General features: G+C 77.4%; 7 protein-coding genes. All 7 read right to left on the bottom strand.

What is annotated here, in order from left to right; all coding sequences use genetic code 11:
- Nucleotides 1-17 precede the first annotated feature (17 nt).
- Genes AB5J51_RS08695 through AB5J51_RS08665 form a run of 7 tightly spaced genes read right to left on the bottom strand, consistent with a single transcriptional unit; the run spans nucleotide 18 to nucleotide 17,063 of the window.
- Entirely contained in the window at nucleotides 18-1,001 is a 984-nt protein-coding gene (locus tag AB5J51_RS08695; protein ID WP_369777368.1) for a galactokinase, read from the bottom strand.
- The gene (locus AB5J51_RS08690) at nucleotides 998-2,905 is read right to left on the bottom strand and encodes a methyltransferase domain-containing protein (RefSeq protein ID WP_369777367.1); all 1,908 of its coding nucleotides are present in this window, start codon (nucleotides 2,903-2,905) and stop codon (nucleotides 998-1,000) included. The genes AB5J51_RS08695 and AB5J51_RS08690 overlap by 4 nt, the downstream gene beginning before the upstream one ends.
- Nucleotides 2,902-4,107, bottom strand: a complete 1,206-nt coding sequence (locus AB5J51_RS08685; protein ID WP_369777366.1) for a glycosyltransferase — start codon at nucleotides 4,105-4,107, stop codon at nucleotides 2,902-2,904. Before AB5J51_RS08685 ends, AB5J51_RS08690 begins: the two co-directional genes overlap by 4 nt.
- Nucleotides 4,104-4,958 carry an alpha/beta fold hydrolase gene (locus tag AB5J51_RS08680; protein WP_369777365.1) on the bottom strand — a complete coding sequence of 285 codons (855 nt, stop codon included), beginning with the start codon at nucleotides 4,956-4,958 and terminating at the stop codon, nucleotides 4,104-4,106. The genes AB5J51_RS08685 and AB5J51_RS08680 overlap by 4 nt, the downstream gene beginning before the upstream one ends.
- 7 nt (nucleotides 4,959-4,965) lie before the next feature.
- Nucleotides 4,966-5,283 (bottom strand): hypothetical protein, encoded by a 318-nt coding sequence (locus AB5J51_RS08675; protein ID WP_053790046.1) that lies wholly within the window; start codon nucleotides 5,281-5,283, stop codon nucleotides 4,966-4,968.
- Entirely contained in the window at nucleotides 5,273-9,871 is a 4,599-nt protein-coding gene (locus AB5J51_RS08670; protein ID WP_369777364.1) for a beta-ketoacyl synthase N-terminal-like domain-containing protein, read from the bottom strand. Before AB5J51_RS08670 ends, AB5J51_RS08675 begins: the two co-directional genes overlap by 11 nt.
- A complete protein-coding gene (locus AB5J51_RS08665; protein ID WP_369777363.1) occupies nucleotides 9,864-17,063 on the bottom strand; it encodes an SDR family NAD(P)-dependent oxidoreductase in 7,200 nt (2,399 codons plus the stop codon). The genes AB5J51_RS08670 and AB5J51_RS08665 overlap by 8 nt, the downstream gene beginning before the upstream one ends.
- Nucleotides 17,064-17,572 lie beyond the last annotated feature (509 nt).

Raw genomic sequence — 17,572 nt, 5'->3', positions numbered from 1 at the left:
TCCTCGGGATCGGTGGTTCATTCCTCCCGCCGGGCCGCACCGGCCACGGCGATGTTCAGGAAGCGGGGTACCGGCCGTCCCCGGCCGCGGAAGTCCTCCGCGACCGCGGCCCGCACGGCCGCCAGACGCTCTTCGGGCAGCAGCACCAGGACGCTCCGCCCCGGCCGCGGCCCGGGCGGCCCCGGGGACCAGGCGCTCAGCGCCCCCGCCCGGCTGGCGCAGGCCACCGCCTCAGCCAGCGCCGCCCGCAGGTCCGGGTGGTGCGGATCCGTGCGTACGGCCAGCAGCACCAGCCGCGCGTTCGAAGCCGCCGGGTCGAAGGCGACGTACCGGTGCGGCCGCGCCGGATCCCGGCCCGCCAGCAGCGCCTCGCCCGGCCGGGCGAAGAACACCGCCCGGCGCAGCGCCTCGTCGCCGTCCGGCAGCGCGCCCGCCAGCAGCCGGGCCAGCTGCGCACGGTCCGGGTCCGTGCCCGGCGGCGTGTGGGCGTCGACCACCGCGAGCGCCACCGCGCAGTCGGCCGGCTCCGCGGTGGCCAGCCCGGCGGCGGCCGTGAGGGAGCCCTGCACGTGCAGATCGGTCCCGCCGCGGCCGTACCCGGCCCGGGCCAGAGCCCGCAGCACCGTGTACGGCCGGGCGGCCCAGGCGGGCATCGAGGGCGCCGGCCCGGACAGCACCAGAGGAACGTCGCAGCTGTCGGCGGGGTGCCCCAGGGAGCTGAGCCGCACCAGGCCGTCGCTGCGCGGCGCCGCGGCGACCGCCACCGGCCAGCCGGCCGCCGCCACCAGCCCCGGCGATCCGAGGCGGAAGGCGTACGGGGCGCTCCAGACGGCCGCCGGGGGCCGTCCGTGAGCGGCCTCCAGAGCGTAGGCGACGAGCCGGAACAGCGGGTCGGCGGTGGCCCGCCGGGCGATGTCCTGTCCGGCGACGTCCTGGCCGGCGGGGGCGCCGGTTCCGGCCTGCCCGCCCGGTCCGTCGGTGCGGGCGGGGGCCGCGGTCACGGTCCCTCCCTGCGGGCCAGCATCCGGTAGGCGTTCCCGCCGTCCGTGCGGCGGACCGCGGCCGTGCGCAGCGCGTCGAGCACCGCCGCGCCGGCGAAGCAGGGCAGCGCCGCCACCCGTACGGCACCGGCCAGGGCCCGGCTGCGCGGCGTGGCGGGGGGACCCCACGGGCGGTCCGGATCCGGGGCCAGCCGCGTCGCGGTCAGCGCCACCGCGCCGAAGAAGTCGTTGCCCTGGTGGGCCGCGCCGTGCTCCTCGGCCAGGACGGTGAACCCCCGGTCGGCCAGCGCCTCCCGCAGGTTCGCGGCAGGGATCAGGTGCTGGTGCTGCGGCTGGAACCAGGGCAGCCAGGCCGGTCCCAGCAGCCGCGCCATCCGCGAATCCGGATCGGGGAGTTCGATGGCCAGGTGCCCGCCGGGGGCCAGCACCTCGGCCGCCGTGTCCAGTTCGGCGAGCGGGTCCCGGGTGTGCTCCAGGTAGTGGTACATGCTGACCACCTCGTACCGGCCGGCCAGCTTCGCCGCGAACTCCGGGAACTGGCCCTGGAATCCGGTGGCCACCCAGCCGCGCCGCTCGGCCTCGAGCACCCCGTCGCCCATGTCCAGCCCGTCGAAGCGGGTACCGGGCCACACGGCCCGGGCGGCGTTGCAGAAGTGCCCGTGCCCGGTGCCGACGTCCAACCAGGAAGCAGGAGCCCCGTACGGGCGGAGCATCTCGGCGCGCGCCCGGTACGACGCGCCGAGCCGGCCGAAGACCGTGCCCGCGCCCTCCCCGCCGCGTCCGTCGTAGAAATCGCGGTAGTAGAACTCCAGTCCCTCCAGCGTCAGTCGGGGGTTCTGGAAGACGTGCCCGCAGTCCCCGCACTGCTCCAGGGCGAACCGGCCGGGCTTGCCCTGGAGCAGGTCGGGCACCCGGACCCGGACGGTGAGCTGCCGGGACCCGCACCAGGGGCAGTCCGGGCGGCGCGGTTCGAAGAACCGGTCGGTCCCGTCGGCCAGTTCGGCCCGGTACGAGGCCGCCCGCGCGGTGTCCGCCGCGCCGCGCGGCGTACGGGCGGCCGCGGCGGCCGTACGCAGGCCGGCTGCGAGGGAGTGCACCGGCCGGGCGGCGGTCGCCCGGGCCAGGTCGGCGGGGCGCAGCGGGGCGCCGCGCCCGCCGAGGGTGAGGTACGGCTGGAGCCAGTACAGCCCGGCCGCCGCCGCGCCCCAGCGGCCCTGGCGCAGTACCGCACCCGCCAGCACCGCCAGCCCGGCGAGCTGGGCGGCGGCCAGCGCACCCGGCGGCAGCCCCTGGGCCCGCAGCTCGGCGACCCGGCCCTGGCCGGTGGTGTCGCGGCCGGGGCGCCCGGAGCTCAGTGCCGGGGCGACCGCCAGGCCGGTGGCGTCGGCCGCGAACTCCTTCAAGCGGCGCACGAGCGCCTGGAGTTCCGCAGGATCGCGCCGGGGCGTGTCGGGATCCACCCCGGCCCGCGCGAGCACCTCCTCGGCCACGAGCAGCGCATACCCGGCGCCCCGCCCCTCGCCGAGCCGGTCCTGCCGGTAGCCGGCCGGGTCGACCAGGCGCAGCAGCCCCAGGGCGCGCTCGGCGGCGAGATCGGCCGGCATCAGGTCCAGCACCCGCAGCCCCTCCCGGTCGGCGTACGCACAGGCGGTCAGGAACGTCGCCGCATCGGGTTCCACGCCCTGCGCGGTCAGCAGCCGCCACCCGGCGGCACGCGGCAGACCGGCCGATGCGGCCGGGGCGATCGGGGGCGCGGGCAGCACCGGGAGGGCCCGCAGCCGCCGCCGGGCGCGTACGGTGCCCGCACCGAGCGCGGCCAGCAGCACGGCGGAGGTCCACGGGACCCCGCGGAGGGCGAGCCGTGGCGTCGGCACCGGGGTCGTCGGACGGATCAGGGATGTCACAGCAGCTTCTCCAACCGGTCGGCCGCGGCGGAGGCTCCGCCCGCCGCGGCGAAGGAGGCCTGGATCCGCCGGGCGGCCCGGCGGGGGCCGGGGTAGTCCAGCACGGCCGTGAGCGCGTCCCGCAGTTCCTCGCTACGGGTCCTGCCGAAGCGGACCCGCACCCCGGCCCCGGCCCCGACGACCTGCCGGGCCACGATCGGCTGGTCGTCCCGGATCGGCGCGACCACCAGCGGAAGCCCGTACGCGAGCGCCTCGCAGACGGTGTTGTGGCCGCCGTGGCAGACCACCGCGTCCAGGTGGGGGAGCAGGTCCAGCTGCGGCACCCGCTCCATCAGCAGCACGTTCCCGGGCACGGCCCCGATCAGGGCCGCGGGCGCCACGAGCACCAGCTGCACCTCGTCCGCCAGCCGCTCGGCGGCGCCCAGCACCGCCCCGTAGAACCGGCCGCCGGCTTCCTGGTTGAGGGTGCCCAGCGACACCAGGACCCGGCGGCGCTCCGGGTCGAGCCGCTGCCAGGGGAAACCGGGCGGGTGCGGCCGGGTCCCGAAGGCGGGGCCGACGAACGCGTAGTGCGGCGGGAAGCCGTCCTGCGTGCCGATGAGCTCGGGGGTCGAGAACACCAGGACGAGGCGTTCGGAGAACCGCGGGTCCCAGCCCGCCCCGTCCTCCCCCTCGGCTCCGTTCGCGCCCGCCTCGGCCTCCGCCTCCGCCCCGCACTCGGTGAGGAACCCCGAGATCTGCTCGTCGACCCACTCCCCGACCTTCGGGAAGTCCGCGAACGGCCGGGTCAGCTCGGCGGAGGTGCTCGCGGAGGTGACCCAGGGGATCCCGAGCCGGCGCGCGACCACCGGCCCGGCGAGGGCCTGTTGATCGGCGACCATCAGGTCCGGCGCGAAACCGCGCACCGCATCCGTCACCCCCGGCACCATCGCCCGGGCCAGCGGCACCAGCGCCTCCTCCCACAGGAAGCGCAGCGCCCCCACCCCGCGCAGATCCCGCCAGCGGTCGTGCAGCGCCGCATAGCCGCCGCCCGTCTCCTCGCCGGCCGGCAGGATCCGGGCGTGCGCGGGCAGCAGCCGGGCCAGCGCCCCGGCCGGCCCGGCCCAGGCGACCTGGTGCCCCCGGGCGGCGAGTTCGGCCCCGACGGCCACGGTCGGATTGACGTGTCCGGCCAGCGGCGGCACCGTGAAGAGCACCCTCATGGCACCAGCGCTCCCGCCCGCGCGGCCGTCACCGCGGCCGTGGCTCCGAGATGGGCCAGCACGGCCTGACGCAGGGCCCCGCTGCTCTCCTTCAGTACGTCGTGCCCCAGCCCCGGCAGGATCCGCAGTGTGGTGCTCGCCTGCGTCGCGTGCCGGGCCAACTCCTTTGCTCCCGGGACGAGTTCGGAGTGCTCCCCGCATACGATCAGGAGTGGGCAGCGCAGCCGGGCGTAGTCGGCGGGAGTGAAGGTGCGGCTGGCCGCGATGTCGTCGATCAGGCTCGTCCGGTTGAGGAGCTCGTCGGCGATCGCCGTCAGATGGGCGGCCTTGCGCAGCCTGAGGCCGAGCAGCTCGGTGGGTACCGCACTGCCCTCCAGGCTCAGGGCGGCTGCGGACAGCGTGTCCACCATGTTCTCCACCCAGGCCCCGCTGAGCGGGGGCTCGAGCAGGGTCAGCCCGGCGACCAGGTCCGGCCGGTCGAGCGCGGCGTGCAGGGCGAGCGTGCCGCCGTGGCTGTTGCCGACCAGGTGCACGCGACGGTGACCCAGTCCCAGCGCGCCGAGCAGCGCGAGGAGGTCCCGTACGGCGGTGCGGCTGTCGTAGCCGGTGGCGGGGCGTTCGGTGCGGCCGTGGCCGCGCAGGTCGTAGAGGACCACCTCGTGGCCCGCACGGGCCGTGGGGAGGGCGAGGGGGCAGTAGAAGGAGGAGAGGTTGTCGACGACCAGTCCGTGCAGGAACACGACGACGGGCTCATCGGAGCGGTCGGTACGGTCGCTGCGGGTCCCGTCCGGGCCGGCGGCCGGGAGTCGCTGGACGTGGAAGCGGAGCGAGTGCGCGTGGACGAAGGCCATGGCGGGCTCAGCCGGCCGAGGCGGTCGGCGCGGCCGCCGCCCGGGCGAGTGAGGCATGGGTGACCCGGCCTATGTGCGTGACCAGTTCACCGACCGACATGGCGAGGATGGCGTCCATGTCCTTCTCGGCGAGGAAGCCCATGAGGTCGACCTCGGCGCCGTAGCGATGGTGGAGCAGCTCGGCGAGGGCGACGAACTCGATGCTCTCCAGGGCGAGATCCTCGTTGAACCTGGTCTTCATCGTGACCTCCTCGGCAAGCAGGAACTCGTCGCCGACGATCTCCACGAGCATGCCGGTGATCTCGGCGAGGATGTCAGTGGCCATGGCTGGTCTCCGTGAGGGTGATGGGGACGGGGGTGCGGCCGGGCGCCGCGGGGTGGGCGGTCCAGGCGACGACGTGGCCGTCGGGCAGGAGGGACGTACGGACGGCGTACGGATGCCCGTCGGGGGACAGCACCCGCAGCCCGCCGGAGCCGGGGTCGTCCACCGTCCGCCAGGCGCGCGGACGGCCTCCGAGGCCGCTGCCCGCAGCCTTGGCCGCGGCCTCCTTGGCGCACCACAGAGCGGTGAGCGCGCCCGGCAGGCCGGTGCCCTCGCGGGCGGACAGGGTCTCGGCCAGGGCGAGTTCGTCCGGGGCGAGTGCGATCCGGATCAGGGCGTCGGGGTCGGCGGTCACCGGCTCCACGTCGATCCCCACCGCCAGGGAGCGGTGGGCGACGGCGACGGCGATCCGGTCCTTGTGGGCGAGGGAGAGCCGGAAGCCGCGGGCCAGGGCACCCCCGGGCACCGGTCGCCCGTGGGCGTCGTTCCCGACGGGGACTTCGGCCGGGAACACCGGCCCCGCACCGCCGTCCCACAGCAGCTGCCGCAGCGCGTCCTTGGCCGCGATCCGGCCAAGGAGCCACGGCGCCCGGGCACGGGGAGGCAGCTGCTCGTACGCCGCCCGCTCGGCGGCACCGAGGTAGCGGCGCATGACCAGTTCCTGCGACGCGGGGTCGGTCCACCGGCGCCGGGTCAGGCACCATCCGGCGGGCTGCGGTTCGCCGATGCCGCACACCTCGGGGGTGAACTTCATCGGCCAGACGCGCTCGTCGGCGCCGAAGCGGCGGTACGTCCAGCCCTCGATCCGGGCCCACACCTCACCCGTGGTGCGGCTGAGCTCGAGGTCGCCGCGCACGGTGACGTCGCGCACCTCGCGGATCCGGGCGGTGGCGGAGACCAGCTCGCCGGCGGCGGGCGGTGGCCCGAAGAACCGGATGCGGTCGACGGTGGCGGGGAACACCAGTCTGTCCACGGGCAGTTCGAGCTGCATCCAGTGTCCGAACAGCTGACCGGCGGCGTCCAGCAGCGCCCCCGGGTCGGGCAGGGCCCGCAGCACGCCGCGGATCCCGTCGGCGCCGACGGTCCGGACCTCTTGGACGCCCGCGAAGCGGGGGCCGTGGAACATCCACCGGTCCCGGTACAGGGCCTCGGCGCTGACGGGCGCGGGGCGCGGATCCTGCAGCGGGGTGGTGTCGGGCGGGGGCGGCTGCCCGTGGCCCGGACCGAGCAGGACGACGACGGAGGCGTACGGGCCGAGTCCGATCCGGATCCGCCCGGGCCCTTCGCCGCGCACGCTGACCTCGACGTCGACGGCCGGTGCGGCGGGGAGCCACCGCAGGGCCCGTACGTCGTCGTAGCCGACGAGGGCGGCGCCGGGCGGGGCGTGCCGGCGGGCCGCGTCGGCGGCCAGCTCCAGCATGGTCGTCATGGGCACGACGGGGAACCGGTCGGAGTCCTCGGGCCAGCCGTCGGGCTGCAGGTACACGCAGTGGTCGCGGACGTAGGGCAGGGCGTCGAGGGACACCCGGAGCCGGTCGTTCCCCGAACCGGCGGCGGACCCCCCGCGCGGGACGGGCACGGCCGTGCCCTGACGCATCCCGGGCAGCGGGCCCGAGGCCTGCGGGGCGGGGGGCCCGGGCGGCGGACCGGCAGCGGTGCTGCGGGCCGACCCGCGTACGGTCGACCACGCCTCGGTGACGGCCTGCGCGGCCGCGCGGGTGTCGGCGAGGACGGTGTCCAGCGCGGACAGCATCACCGGCCGATCGACCCCCACCGGCCGATCGACCCCCTCCGGCCGGGCAGCCAGACCGCCCAGGGCGATGCGGGCCCGCTCGCCGAGCCGGACCAACGGCGACCCGAGGTCCAGCGCGACGGCCCGGCCCGCGGCGGGCCGGCCCGGGGCGGTCCGTGTTGCGGCGGCCGGGTCCGGAGACAGGCTGCCCCAGTGCGGGGCGTGGCCCTCGGTCCAGAGTGCGGCGCACATGCGGCGCAGGGCGGGCAGGCCCGCGAGCCGCGGGGAGGAGGTGGCCACCGACAGGTGGGGGCGGTCCCGGAGGGTGTCCTCGACGAAGCCGGGCAGGCTGCCCGGGCCCAGCGCGACGAAACTCCGGACGCCCGCGTCCTCGTACAGCCGCAGCGTCAGCTCCCGGAAGCGGACCGGCTCCAGGAGGTGCCGCACGACCAGGTCCCGGACGGCGTCCGCGCCGGCGGGGAAGGGCGCGAGCGTCGTCGCCGACCACACCGCCGCCGCCCCCGCCCGCACCGGCAGCCGGTCGAACGCGGAGCGGACCTGCCCGAGGTACGGCTCCCACATAGGCGTGTGGAAGCCGGAACGGAACGGCAGTTCCTGGCCGAGCACGCCCTGCGAGCGCAGCCGTTCCAGAACCCGGCCCACCCCGGCGGGATCCCCGCAGACCACCGACTGGTGGGGGCAGTTGTCATGGCTGACCACCACCCCCGCCACGCCGTGCAGCGCCGCCTCCGCGCGCGCCGCCCCACACCCGAGCGCCGCGTAGACGAGGTCGGGGACCTCGAGCGAATCCGGCCGCAGCGAATCCAGGAAGGAGTCCGCCGCGTCCTGCGGGTACATGCCGGCAGCCACCATCGCCGCCCACTCGCCCAGGCTGTGGCCCGCCAGCACATCGGCCTCGATGCCCAGTTCCGCCAGGACCCGGGCGAAGAAGCGCCCCGCGGCGATCGCGTCGAGGGCGCGCTCCATCAGCTCCCCGCCCCGATTCAGGCGTGGCGCGGGGAGGCCGAGCCGCTCCGCGACATCGTCCACGACCGGCGCGAACTCCGGTTCCAGGCCCGGGAACAGGAAGGCCACCCGGCCGCCCAGGGGCTCCGGTGTGAACCAGACGTCCCCGCGGCCCCGCCAGGCCCGGCCGCGGGCCACCGCCTTCGCAGCCAGCGCGAGCCGCTGCGGTGTCGGCCCGACCACGGCCAGCCGGCACGGCCCGTCACCCGCGGGTCCGGCTCCTGCAGCTGCGGCCCCCGCCCCCGCGGCGAGCAGCTCCGCCAGCTCCGCCGGACCCTGCGCCGCGAGCAGGAGTACGTCGTCCCGCCCGCCCGGGGCGACCACCGGCGCGGCCGCGGCGCCCAGCGGCAGGAAGCGGCGTACCGGTGGTGCCGGGCGGGCGGCACCCGGAGCCTCCTCCAGCAACACGTGCGCGTTGATCCCGCCGAAGCCGAACGCGTTGACCCCCGCCCGGCGCGGCTCCGGCCCGCGCTCCCACGGCTCCGCCCGCGTGATCGGACGCATCCGGGTCCGGGCCAGGTCCGGGTGCGGATCCGTCAGGTGCAGGGTCGGCGGCAGCGTTCCCTCGTACACCGCGAGCGCCGCTTTGATGAGCCCGGCCATGCCGGAGGCCTGCATCGTGTGCCCGAGCATCGACTTCACCGAGCCGAACCCGACACCGCCCGGCCCGGCGGTCTCCGGCGGACCGAACACCTCGGCCAGGGTGTCCAGTTCGGCGGCATCACCGACCGGGGTCCCCGTGCCGTGCGCCTCCAGCAGGCCCAGCGCACCGGGCGCCCGCGGGTCCAGACCGGCCTCGCGCCAGGCCCGCTCCAGGGCCCGTACCTGGCCGGCGACCAGCGGGCTCATCAGGCTCGCGGCCCGGCCGTCCCCGGCCACGCCCGTACCGCGGATCACCGCGTAGATCCGGTCGCCGTCCCGTTCCGCGTCCGCCAGCCGCTTCAGCAGCACCACCCCGGTCCCCTCGGAGAGCAGGGTCCCGTCGGCCAGCCGGTCGAACGGCCGGATCCGCTCGCTCGGGCTGAGTGCCCGCAGCTGGGTGAACACGCTCCACAGCGTGGCGATGTGGCAGTGGTGCACGGCCCCCGCGACCACCGCGTCGCAGCGCCCGCCGGCCAGCAGCCCCACCGCCTGGTCCACCGCCAGCAGCGAGGAGGCGCAGGCCGCGTCGAGCGTGTAGGCGGGGCCGCTGAAGTCGAGCCGGTTCGCCGTCCGGGCGGCGGTGAAGCTCGGCACCAGCCCGATCGAGGCGTCGGGCCGCTCGGGTCCCAGGGCGTCCTGGAAGGCGGCGCGCACCGCGGCGATCCGCTGCTCGCCCAGGTCGGGCGCCAGCTCGCGGAGGGTCTGCGCCAACTGGTGCGCGGTACGGACCCGTTGGTCCAGCCGGGCGGTGGCCACGCCCATGAACCCGCCGCGCCCCAGCACCACGCCGATCCGCGAGCGGTCGGCGGGCAGCCGGTCCTCGCCGCCCGCGTCGGCGATCGCCTCGGCCGTCGCGTGCAGGGCCAGCATCTGGTCCGGCTCGGCCCCCTCCACGGCGGCCGGCATGATCCCGAACCGGGTCGGGTCGAAGGCGGCCAGGCCGTCGATGAAACCGCCCCGCCGGCAGTAGAACCGGTCGCCGGCCGCGGGGCCGGCCGAGCTGCCCGGGTCGTAGTACACCTCCGGATCCCAGCGCCCGGGCGGTACCTCGCCGATGGCATCCGTACCGGCCAGCAGATTGCGGCGGTACGCGGCCAGGTCCGGTGCGCCCGGGAACACCGCGCCCATCCCGACGATCGCCGCGTCGGTCGGCCGCGGGCCCCGCCCCGCCCCGTGCGTGCGCTCACTCATCGCCCTCGCCCTCCCGGGCCGTCAGGACCACCTGTACGTCGGTTCCGTGCGCCAGCTCGGCGAGGAACGCGGCGGTGGCGGCCTCCGCGGAGAGCAGTGGGACCCCGCGCCGGGCGTACGCGCGCTCCAGCTCCGGCGTGACCATCCCGCCCGCCTCCGCGGCCCAGGGGCCCCAGTCGACGGACAGCACCCGGCCCGGCAGGAACGCCGACCAGGCGTGCGCCAGCGAGTCGAGGGCGTCGTTGGCCGCGGCGTAGTCCGTCTGGCCGCGGTTGCCGTACACCCCGGAGACACTGCCGAACAGGGCCAGGAACCGCGGCGCGGGCCCCGGTCCGTGCTCGGCGGCCGCGGCCGCGAGGTTGCGGGCGCCGGTCACCTTCGTGGTGAACACCTCGGCGAAGGCGGCCGGCTGCTTGTCGCGCAGGAGCCCGTCGTGCAGCACCCCGGCGCCGTGCACGATGCCGTCGAGCCGGCCGTGCCTCTCCCGTACGTCGGCCACGACGGCCCGTACAGCCTGCTCGTCGGTGACGTCGGCGCGGTGGTAGCGGACGGAGGCCGCCACGGCGTCGAGTGCGGACAGGGTGGCCCGTACCTCGCGCTCGGCGAGGATCCGCGAGGCCGCGGCCTCGATCTCGGCGGGCTTGCGCAGGCCGTCGGCGATGAGGGCGGCGCGCAGCGCGACGCGGTCGGTCGCCTGGGCGAAGCGGTCCGCCCCGGCGGCGGGCAGCGGTGTACGTCCGACCAGCTCGACGTGGCATCCGGTGGCGCGGGCCAGCGCGAGGGCGGTCCGGGCGGTGATCCCGCGGGCCCCGCCGGTCAGCAGGACCACGGACCGGGCGTCGAGCGGCGGCGCCCCGTCGCCGGAGGCGGCGGCCAGGGGAGCGGGCACCGGGCGGCGGGTGATCCGGACCCCGTCGGCGGTGTAGCCCACGGAGGAGCCGTCGCCGTGCACGTCGCCCAGCTCGGCCAGGAGCTGCGCGGCGACCCGCTCGGGGTCCTCCTTGGCGCCGACCTCCACGGCGCGGATCAGGCTGCCCGGGAACTCGAGGGCCGCGCTGCGGGCGAAGCCGTGCAGACCGGCGCCGGGGGTTCCGCCGGGTGTGGTGGCGAGCACGAGCCGGCGGACCCCGCCGGTCAGTGCGCGCTGCAGTGCGGGGAACGCGCCGGGCAGCACCGGCTCTGCGCCGGCCCGCAGCCCGGAGAGGTCGACGATCCCGTCGAGCCCGGCAGCGCCCTCGGCGTCCGCCTCGGCGAGGACGCGCACCTCGGCGCCGTGCCCCCGCAATGCCGTGCCGAGCGCGGCCGACACCCCCTGTCCGTCGTCGACCACCCCGACCCGCAACCCCCGCAGCGCCTCCGGCTCCACGACCACACCGGCCACGGTCACGTCCTCCACCCGCAACCGCCGCACCGCGCCCGCCGCGGGGCCTGCGGCGGCCCGGCCCCCCGGGTCCCCGTGGCCGGGCCCCCTGCCCGCCACCGGCCCGCTCACCCCGGCCGCGATCCCGCGGGCGGCGGACCCTCCGGAACCGGCCGGGCCGGCCCCGGTCCGCCCGTGGGCGGCGGAACCTGCGGGTGCGTGTGCGCCGCCCGTCACGGGCTCGCCGGACCGCGGTGCACCCGCCATGCCGTGCGCCGCCGAACCGGCGGGCTCGGCCGCGCCGGAGAGGGCGCCGGCTGTGGGCCCGGCCGGTCCGGATGCCGCCGGCGCGTGGCCGCCGCCGTCCACGCCCGCCCGCTCGGCGGCGCTGCCCGCGCGGCCGTGGGGCGGATCCGCCGCGGGCTCCCGGGCGGCCGCCGGGCCGGCTGCACCCGCCGTGAGGCCGTCGGCCGGGGCTGCCGTGCGGGACGTGACCCAGTCGACGATGCCGCTCAGGGTCTTGAGGCGGGAGAGTTCCTCGACGGCGGACTCGGCGGAGCCGTCGGGGTCCTGCGGGAGTCCGATCCGGTCGGCCAGGGCGCCGATGATCTCGACGCGCTTGATGGAGTCGATGGACAGGTCCGCCTCCAGATCCAACTCGGGGCCGAGCATGTCGTGCGGGTAGCCGGTGCGGGTGTGCACGATGTCCAGGACCACGTCCATCACCTCCTCGGCGGACCTGGGCCCGGCATCCGATCCGGCGTCGTGGGCCAGCTGACCGCCCGCGGCGGCCCGGCCGTTGGCCGCCGGCACCGGAGCTGCGCCCGCGTCGGCCCGGAGCCCCGGGGCGGCCCGGCCGGGCAACCCCGTGCCGTGCGCGGGAAGCGCGTCCAGCGCGGCCGGCCACGGGCGCTCGGGAGCCTCGGCCGGCGGCCGTGGCGCAGGCGAGCCGGCGCCCAGGAAGCCCAGCAGGACGTCCCGTTGGGCCTCGACGAGCTCCCGGGAGCCGCGCAGGTACGCGAGGACCGCCTCCTCGCGGCGGTCCGCCGGGGCCGGGGCCGGCGCCGCCGGGGCCACCCGACGGGCCGGCTGCAGGCCACCCGGCACCGGGGTGCCGTCCGCGGTGCGGACGAGATGGCCGTCGACCAGCCAGCCCGGCCGCCGCGGGGCCCGCTCCGGCAGGCGCGTGCCGCGGCCGCGGAACAGGGCCTCGGGGGCCACCGGCACGCCCGCCGCAGCCAGTTCCGCCAGCGCGGTGACCAGCCGGGACAGCCCGTGCTCGCCCGGCACGTCCAGCGGGACCACCGTGTGCGGCCGGTCGCGCAGGATCCGGCCCAGCAGGCCGGAAAGGACCCGCCCGGGCCCCGCTTCCACGAACGTCCGGACACCGGACGCGTACATGGCCTCCACCTGCTCCACGAACCGGACCGGCTCCGCGACCTGGCGCGCGGCAAGGCTTCGTACCGCCTCGGCGCCGGCGGGGTACGGCCCTGCCGTGGTGTTCGACCAGACCGGGACGGCGGCGTCGGCAACCGCCGTCCCGGCCAGCTCTGCGGCCAGTGCGGCGGCCGCCCCCGCGACCACCGGGCTGTGGAACGCGCACGCCACCTCGATCGGCTCCGCCGAGAGCCCTGCCGCCCGCAGCGCCGCCACCGCCTCGGCCACGCAGTCCGCCGGGCCCGAGATCGCGCACTGCCGCGGCGCGTTGTGGTTCGCGACCACGCACCCGGACCGCTCCGCGATCTCCCGTACCTCCTCCGGCGCTGCCGTGACCGCCGCCATGGACCCCGGATCCGCCCCCGCGGCCGCGAGGATCGCCTCGGCCCGGCGCGTGCTCAGCCGCAGCAGGCTCTCCGTGTCGTACACCCCGGCCGCCCACAGCGCGGTGAGCTCCCCGTACGAGTGCCCGGCCACGCACTCCGGCCGTACCCCGAGCGCCCCGAGCAGCAGGTGCGCCGCCGCCCCGGCCAGCCCGAGGGCCGGCTGGGCGACCCGGGTGTCGGTGACCGCCGCCCGCTGCGCCGCCCGCTCCGCGGCACCGAACGCGCCCGGCGGGAACACCGCCGAGACCACGGACCGCGGAGCCGTCTCCAGCAGCTCCCGCAGCGCCGGGAACGCGATGAACAACTCAGCCAGCATTCCGGGGCGTTGGCTGCCCTGTCCGGGGAACAGGAACGCCACCTTTCCCGGATCGGCCGCGTCCTCCCGTACGTGGACCCCCTCGCCCGCGGTGAAGCCCCGGGCCCGCTCCAGCCGGGCCACGAGCTCGTCCAGGTCCCCGGCCACCACCGCCACCCGCACCGGGCCCGAGCCCTGCCCCTCGGCGGCGGTTTCCGCCGCGAGGTCCCGCAGGGCCCACGGCCGCCCGGCCGCCTCGTTCTCCTCCAGCCGGGCCGCGAGCCGGGCCATCGCCCGCCCCGCCGCCCGCCGGTCCTCGCCGCGGAAGCAGAACAACTCGGCGGGCCACTCCTCCAGCCCGTGCGCGGCCTCCTCGGCGCCCCCGTAACCGGCCAGCACCGCGTGGTAGTTGGTGCCGCCGAAGCCGAAGGCGCTGACCCCGGCGATCCGCCGCTCGGCGGGAACCGCCCACGGCCGTGCCTCGGTGGGGAAGGCGAAGGGGCTGCTGTCCGCCTGCCAGGCCGGGTTCGGCGTGTCGATGTGCAGGGTCGGCGGCCGGACACCCGTGTGGACGGCCCGGGCGGCCTTGATCAGCCCGGCCAGCCCCGCCGCGCACTTGGTGTGCCCGAGCTGCGATTTCACCGAGCCCAGCGCACACGATCCCGGGGCCGCACCGGATGCGGCGAACAGCTCGGTCAGTACGGTCAGTTCGGTGCTGTCGCCGACCACAGTGCCGGTGCCGTGCGCCTCGATCAGCCCCACCTCGCCGGGGGTGATGCCCGCCCGTGCGTAGGCCCGCTCCAAGGCCCGCCGCTGGCCCTCCGGCCGGGGCGCGGTCAGGCCGAGGGAGCGCCCGTCGCTGGCCGCCCCGACCGCCTTGATCACTGCGTAGACGCGGTCGCCGTCGCGCTCCGCGTCGGCGAGCCGCTTGAGGACCAGTGCGCCCACGCCCTCGCCGAGCGCGATCCCGTCGGCAGACGCGTCGAAGGGCCGGCAGCGCCCGCTCGGGGACAGCGCCCGCACCGAGGAGAACATCAGGTAGTCGTTGATCCCGTTGTGCACGTCGGCGCCGCCGCACAGCACCATGTCGCTGTCACCGTCGCGAAGTTGGCGGCAGGCCAGGTCCAGCGCGGCCAGCGAGGAGGCGCAGGCGGCGTCGACGGTGCAGTTCGCGCCGCCGAGGTCGAGCCGGTTGGCGACCCGGCCCGCGATCACGTTGGCGAGGATGCCGGGGAAGGAGTCCTCGGTGAGCCGGGGCAGCTGCTCGTCCAGTCCGGGCGGGAGCTCGCCCAGGTAGGCGGGGTGCAGGGCGCGCAGCCCGTACGCCCCTGCCAGCTCGGTACCGGCCTCGGCGCCGAAGACCACCGAGGTCCTGGAGCGGTCGAACTCCCGGTCCCGGCCGTACCCCGCGTCCCCGAGGGCCCGCGCGGAGATCTCCAGGGCCAGCAGCTGGACCGGCTCGACGGCGGCGAGCGAGGCCGGCGGGATGCCGTGCGCGAGGGCGTCGAACGGCACCGGGTCGAGGAAGCCGCCCCAGCGCGAGGGGGTGCGCTCGCCGGCCCGCGCCGGGTCGGCGTCGTAGTACAGCGCCGGGTCCCAGCGCTCGGGCGGCACCTCGGTCACCGCGTCCTTCCCGGCGAGGATCCGGGCCCAGTAGGCGGCGAGATCCGGGGCTCCCGGGTAGGCGCATGCCATGCCGACGATCGCGATGTCCAGCGGATCGGCGGCGGGCTCCCCGGGAGCCGTGCCACCCTGCCCGGCGGCCGCCAGCTCGGCGGCGCGCCGCTCCAGCAGCTCGGTCGCCCCCTCGGTGACCTGGGCGTGCAGGGCGGCGACCGTGGTGGTCCCGGTCCGCAGGGTCGCCGCCTGGCCGAGCATGAACAGCCCTTCCGCGTACTGCTGTTGTTCGTCGACCCGCTCCAGTGGCGCCGGAGCCGCCGCGCCCCGCCGCAGCCCCTTGCTCGCGATCCGCAGCCGCCCCAGGTTCAGCCGCTCCAGCTCCTCCCACACGACGCGCGCCTCGGTCCCGCCCTCCACGAGCCGCTGCCGGGTCGCCTCGAAGGCCTCGGCGTACGGAGTGGCCGCGCAGCGCGTGGCGTGCCCGGGCGCCGTGTGCAGCAGGACCGTCTCCGTGCACTCGACCGCGGCCCGCTGGAAGCCCGGCAGCACCGCGCCCGCAGCCACCGCCTCCTCCGTGAACAGGTAAGCGGTCCCCATCAGCACCCCGATACGCGCCCCCCGCCCGGCCAGCGGCGCGGCGGCCGCCACCGCCATCGCCGCGGAGCGCGCGTCGTGGATGCCGCCCGCGAACAGCACGTCCAGGGCAGCCGGTTCGGGACATCCCAGGAGCAGCTCGATCTGCTCCTCCCACAGCGCGAACGAGGTGCGCGGCCCGACGTGGCCGCCGCATTCCAGCCCCTCGAACACGAACCGCCGCGCCCCTTCGGCGAGATACCGCTCCAGCAGCCCCGGCGAGGGCACGTGCAGATGCGTCGTGGTCCCGGCCGCCTCCAGCGGCGCCGCCTGGGCCGGGGTGCCGCCGGCGATGATCGCGTGCGGCGGCCGGACCTCGGCCACGGCCGCCAGCTGCTCGCGGCGCAGCTCGGGCGGGGCGAAGCCGAGCAGTCCCACGCCCCAGGGGCGGTCCCCGAGCCGCTCGGCCGTCTCGGCGAGCAGTTTGCGTACGTCCGCGCCGTCCATCACCGCGAGCGCCAGGTACGGGACCCCGCCCTCGGCGGCCACCGCCTCGGCGAAGGCGGCCTGGTCGCTGACCCGGGTCATGGGCCCCTGGGCGACGGGGCGCGGCCGCAGCAGCGGCCGGGTGCGCACCGCGGCCCCCAGATGCCCGGTGACGGCCGCCCGTACGGCCTGGAGCACCCCGCCCGTCGTCCGGTACCGCGCGGCCAGCCGGGCCGCCGAGGCGCCGTCCTGGCCGACGGGCAGCAGCTGGGTCCGCAGGTCCCGGGCTCCGAGCAGGGCGGCGGCAGGCCCCTCGGGCGGGGTCAGATCGGGCCGCGCGTACACCCGGTGCCCGTCGTGCAGCCGGGTCTCGGAGCCGTCCATCGCCCGAAGCGCGGCGGCCACTTCGGCGGGCAGCGCGGCCTCGCCCTCGGCGGTCAGGGCCAGTTGTACGTCGACCAGCACGCCTGCGGCTCCGCCCGCGACGGCCGCGGCCGCCGTGTGCGGCCCGATGCCGCCCCGGGCGAGCACGGGCACCCCGAGTCCGGGCCCGGGGCCGGCCAGCAGCTGCTGGAGCAGGACGAAGGTGGTGGCCCCGCCCACCCGGCCGCCGGCCTCGTGCCCCTTGGCGACGAGCGCCTCCGCCCCGGCGGCCACCGCGATCAGGGCCTCCGCCCGGCCGGTGACCTCGGCCCAGGCGCGCCGCCGCCCGCCCTCGGACCACGCGGCCATCTGCTCCGGGGTGTGCTGTGCGGGGTCGGCGAGGAGCACCGTGTCCACCTCGTCCGGCAGTTCCTCGGGCCCGAGCGGGCATCCGGCGGGCACCCGCACCCCGTACGGGCGCCGGCCGCCGAGCCGGCGGGCGAGCTCCGCGAAGCCACGGCGGGCGGCATCGGGATTCCGGCCGAGGTCGAGCAGTCCGAGGGCCCCGGCCCGTTCGGCGGCGATCACGATCCGCGGATGCGGTTCCTCGAACGGGCTGACCGCGACGACCAGGTCACGGGTGGCGGCGGATCGCGGGGGCTGGGGGGTCACGAGCGCTCCTCTGGTCGGTGCTGTGTGACATGTCGCAATGCGGGTCAGTGCACTCCGGCGCACATCAGCGTGCCCGCGGGGCGCACGGGGAGCGCACGGAGGGCGCACAGGGGCCGGACGGGGCCCGACGCGGCGGTACGGGGGAGTGCGGGGGGTGCGGGCAGTACGGGGAGTGCGGGGCGCGTGCGCTGGTCGTGCCGTGGGGGGGCGTGCGCGGGCGGGGGTCTCCCGCCGGGTGGCGGTGGTCGGGCCGCCCGGGCGACCCGACCACCTGCACAGGCGGGTTTGAACAGTGGTCAACTTCCCTGATGCCGCGATGCATCGTGCGGTGGCCGCCGTGCACTGTCAACGGTCATGCGGAGTGCGCCGTTTCGCCCCTTCGGCCCCGACGGCCACCCCGGAACGCGGCCCGGCCGGTCCCACGGCGACCCCGCCGGGGCCGGTGGCCTGCGCCGATCCCGCTCGCGCGGGGCCGACCCCGGCGCGCCCGCCGACGTACCGCACCGGGC

This window comes from Streptomyces sp. R33, from assembly GCF_041200175.1.
GTDB classification, from domain to species: domain Bacteria; phylum Actinomycetota; class Actinomycetes; order Streptomycetales; family Streptomycetaceae; genus Streptomyces; species Streptomyces katrae_B.
This window is presented reverse-complemented; position numbering and strand designations above follow the sequence as displayed.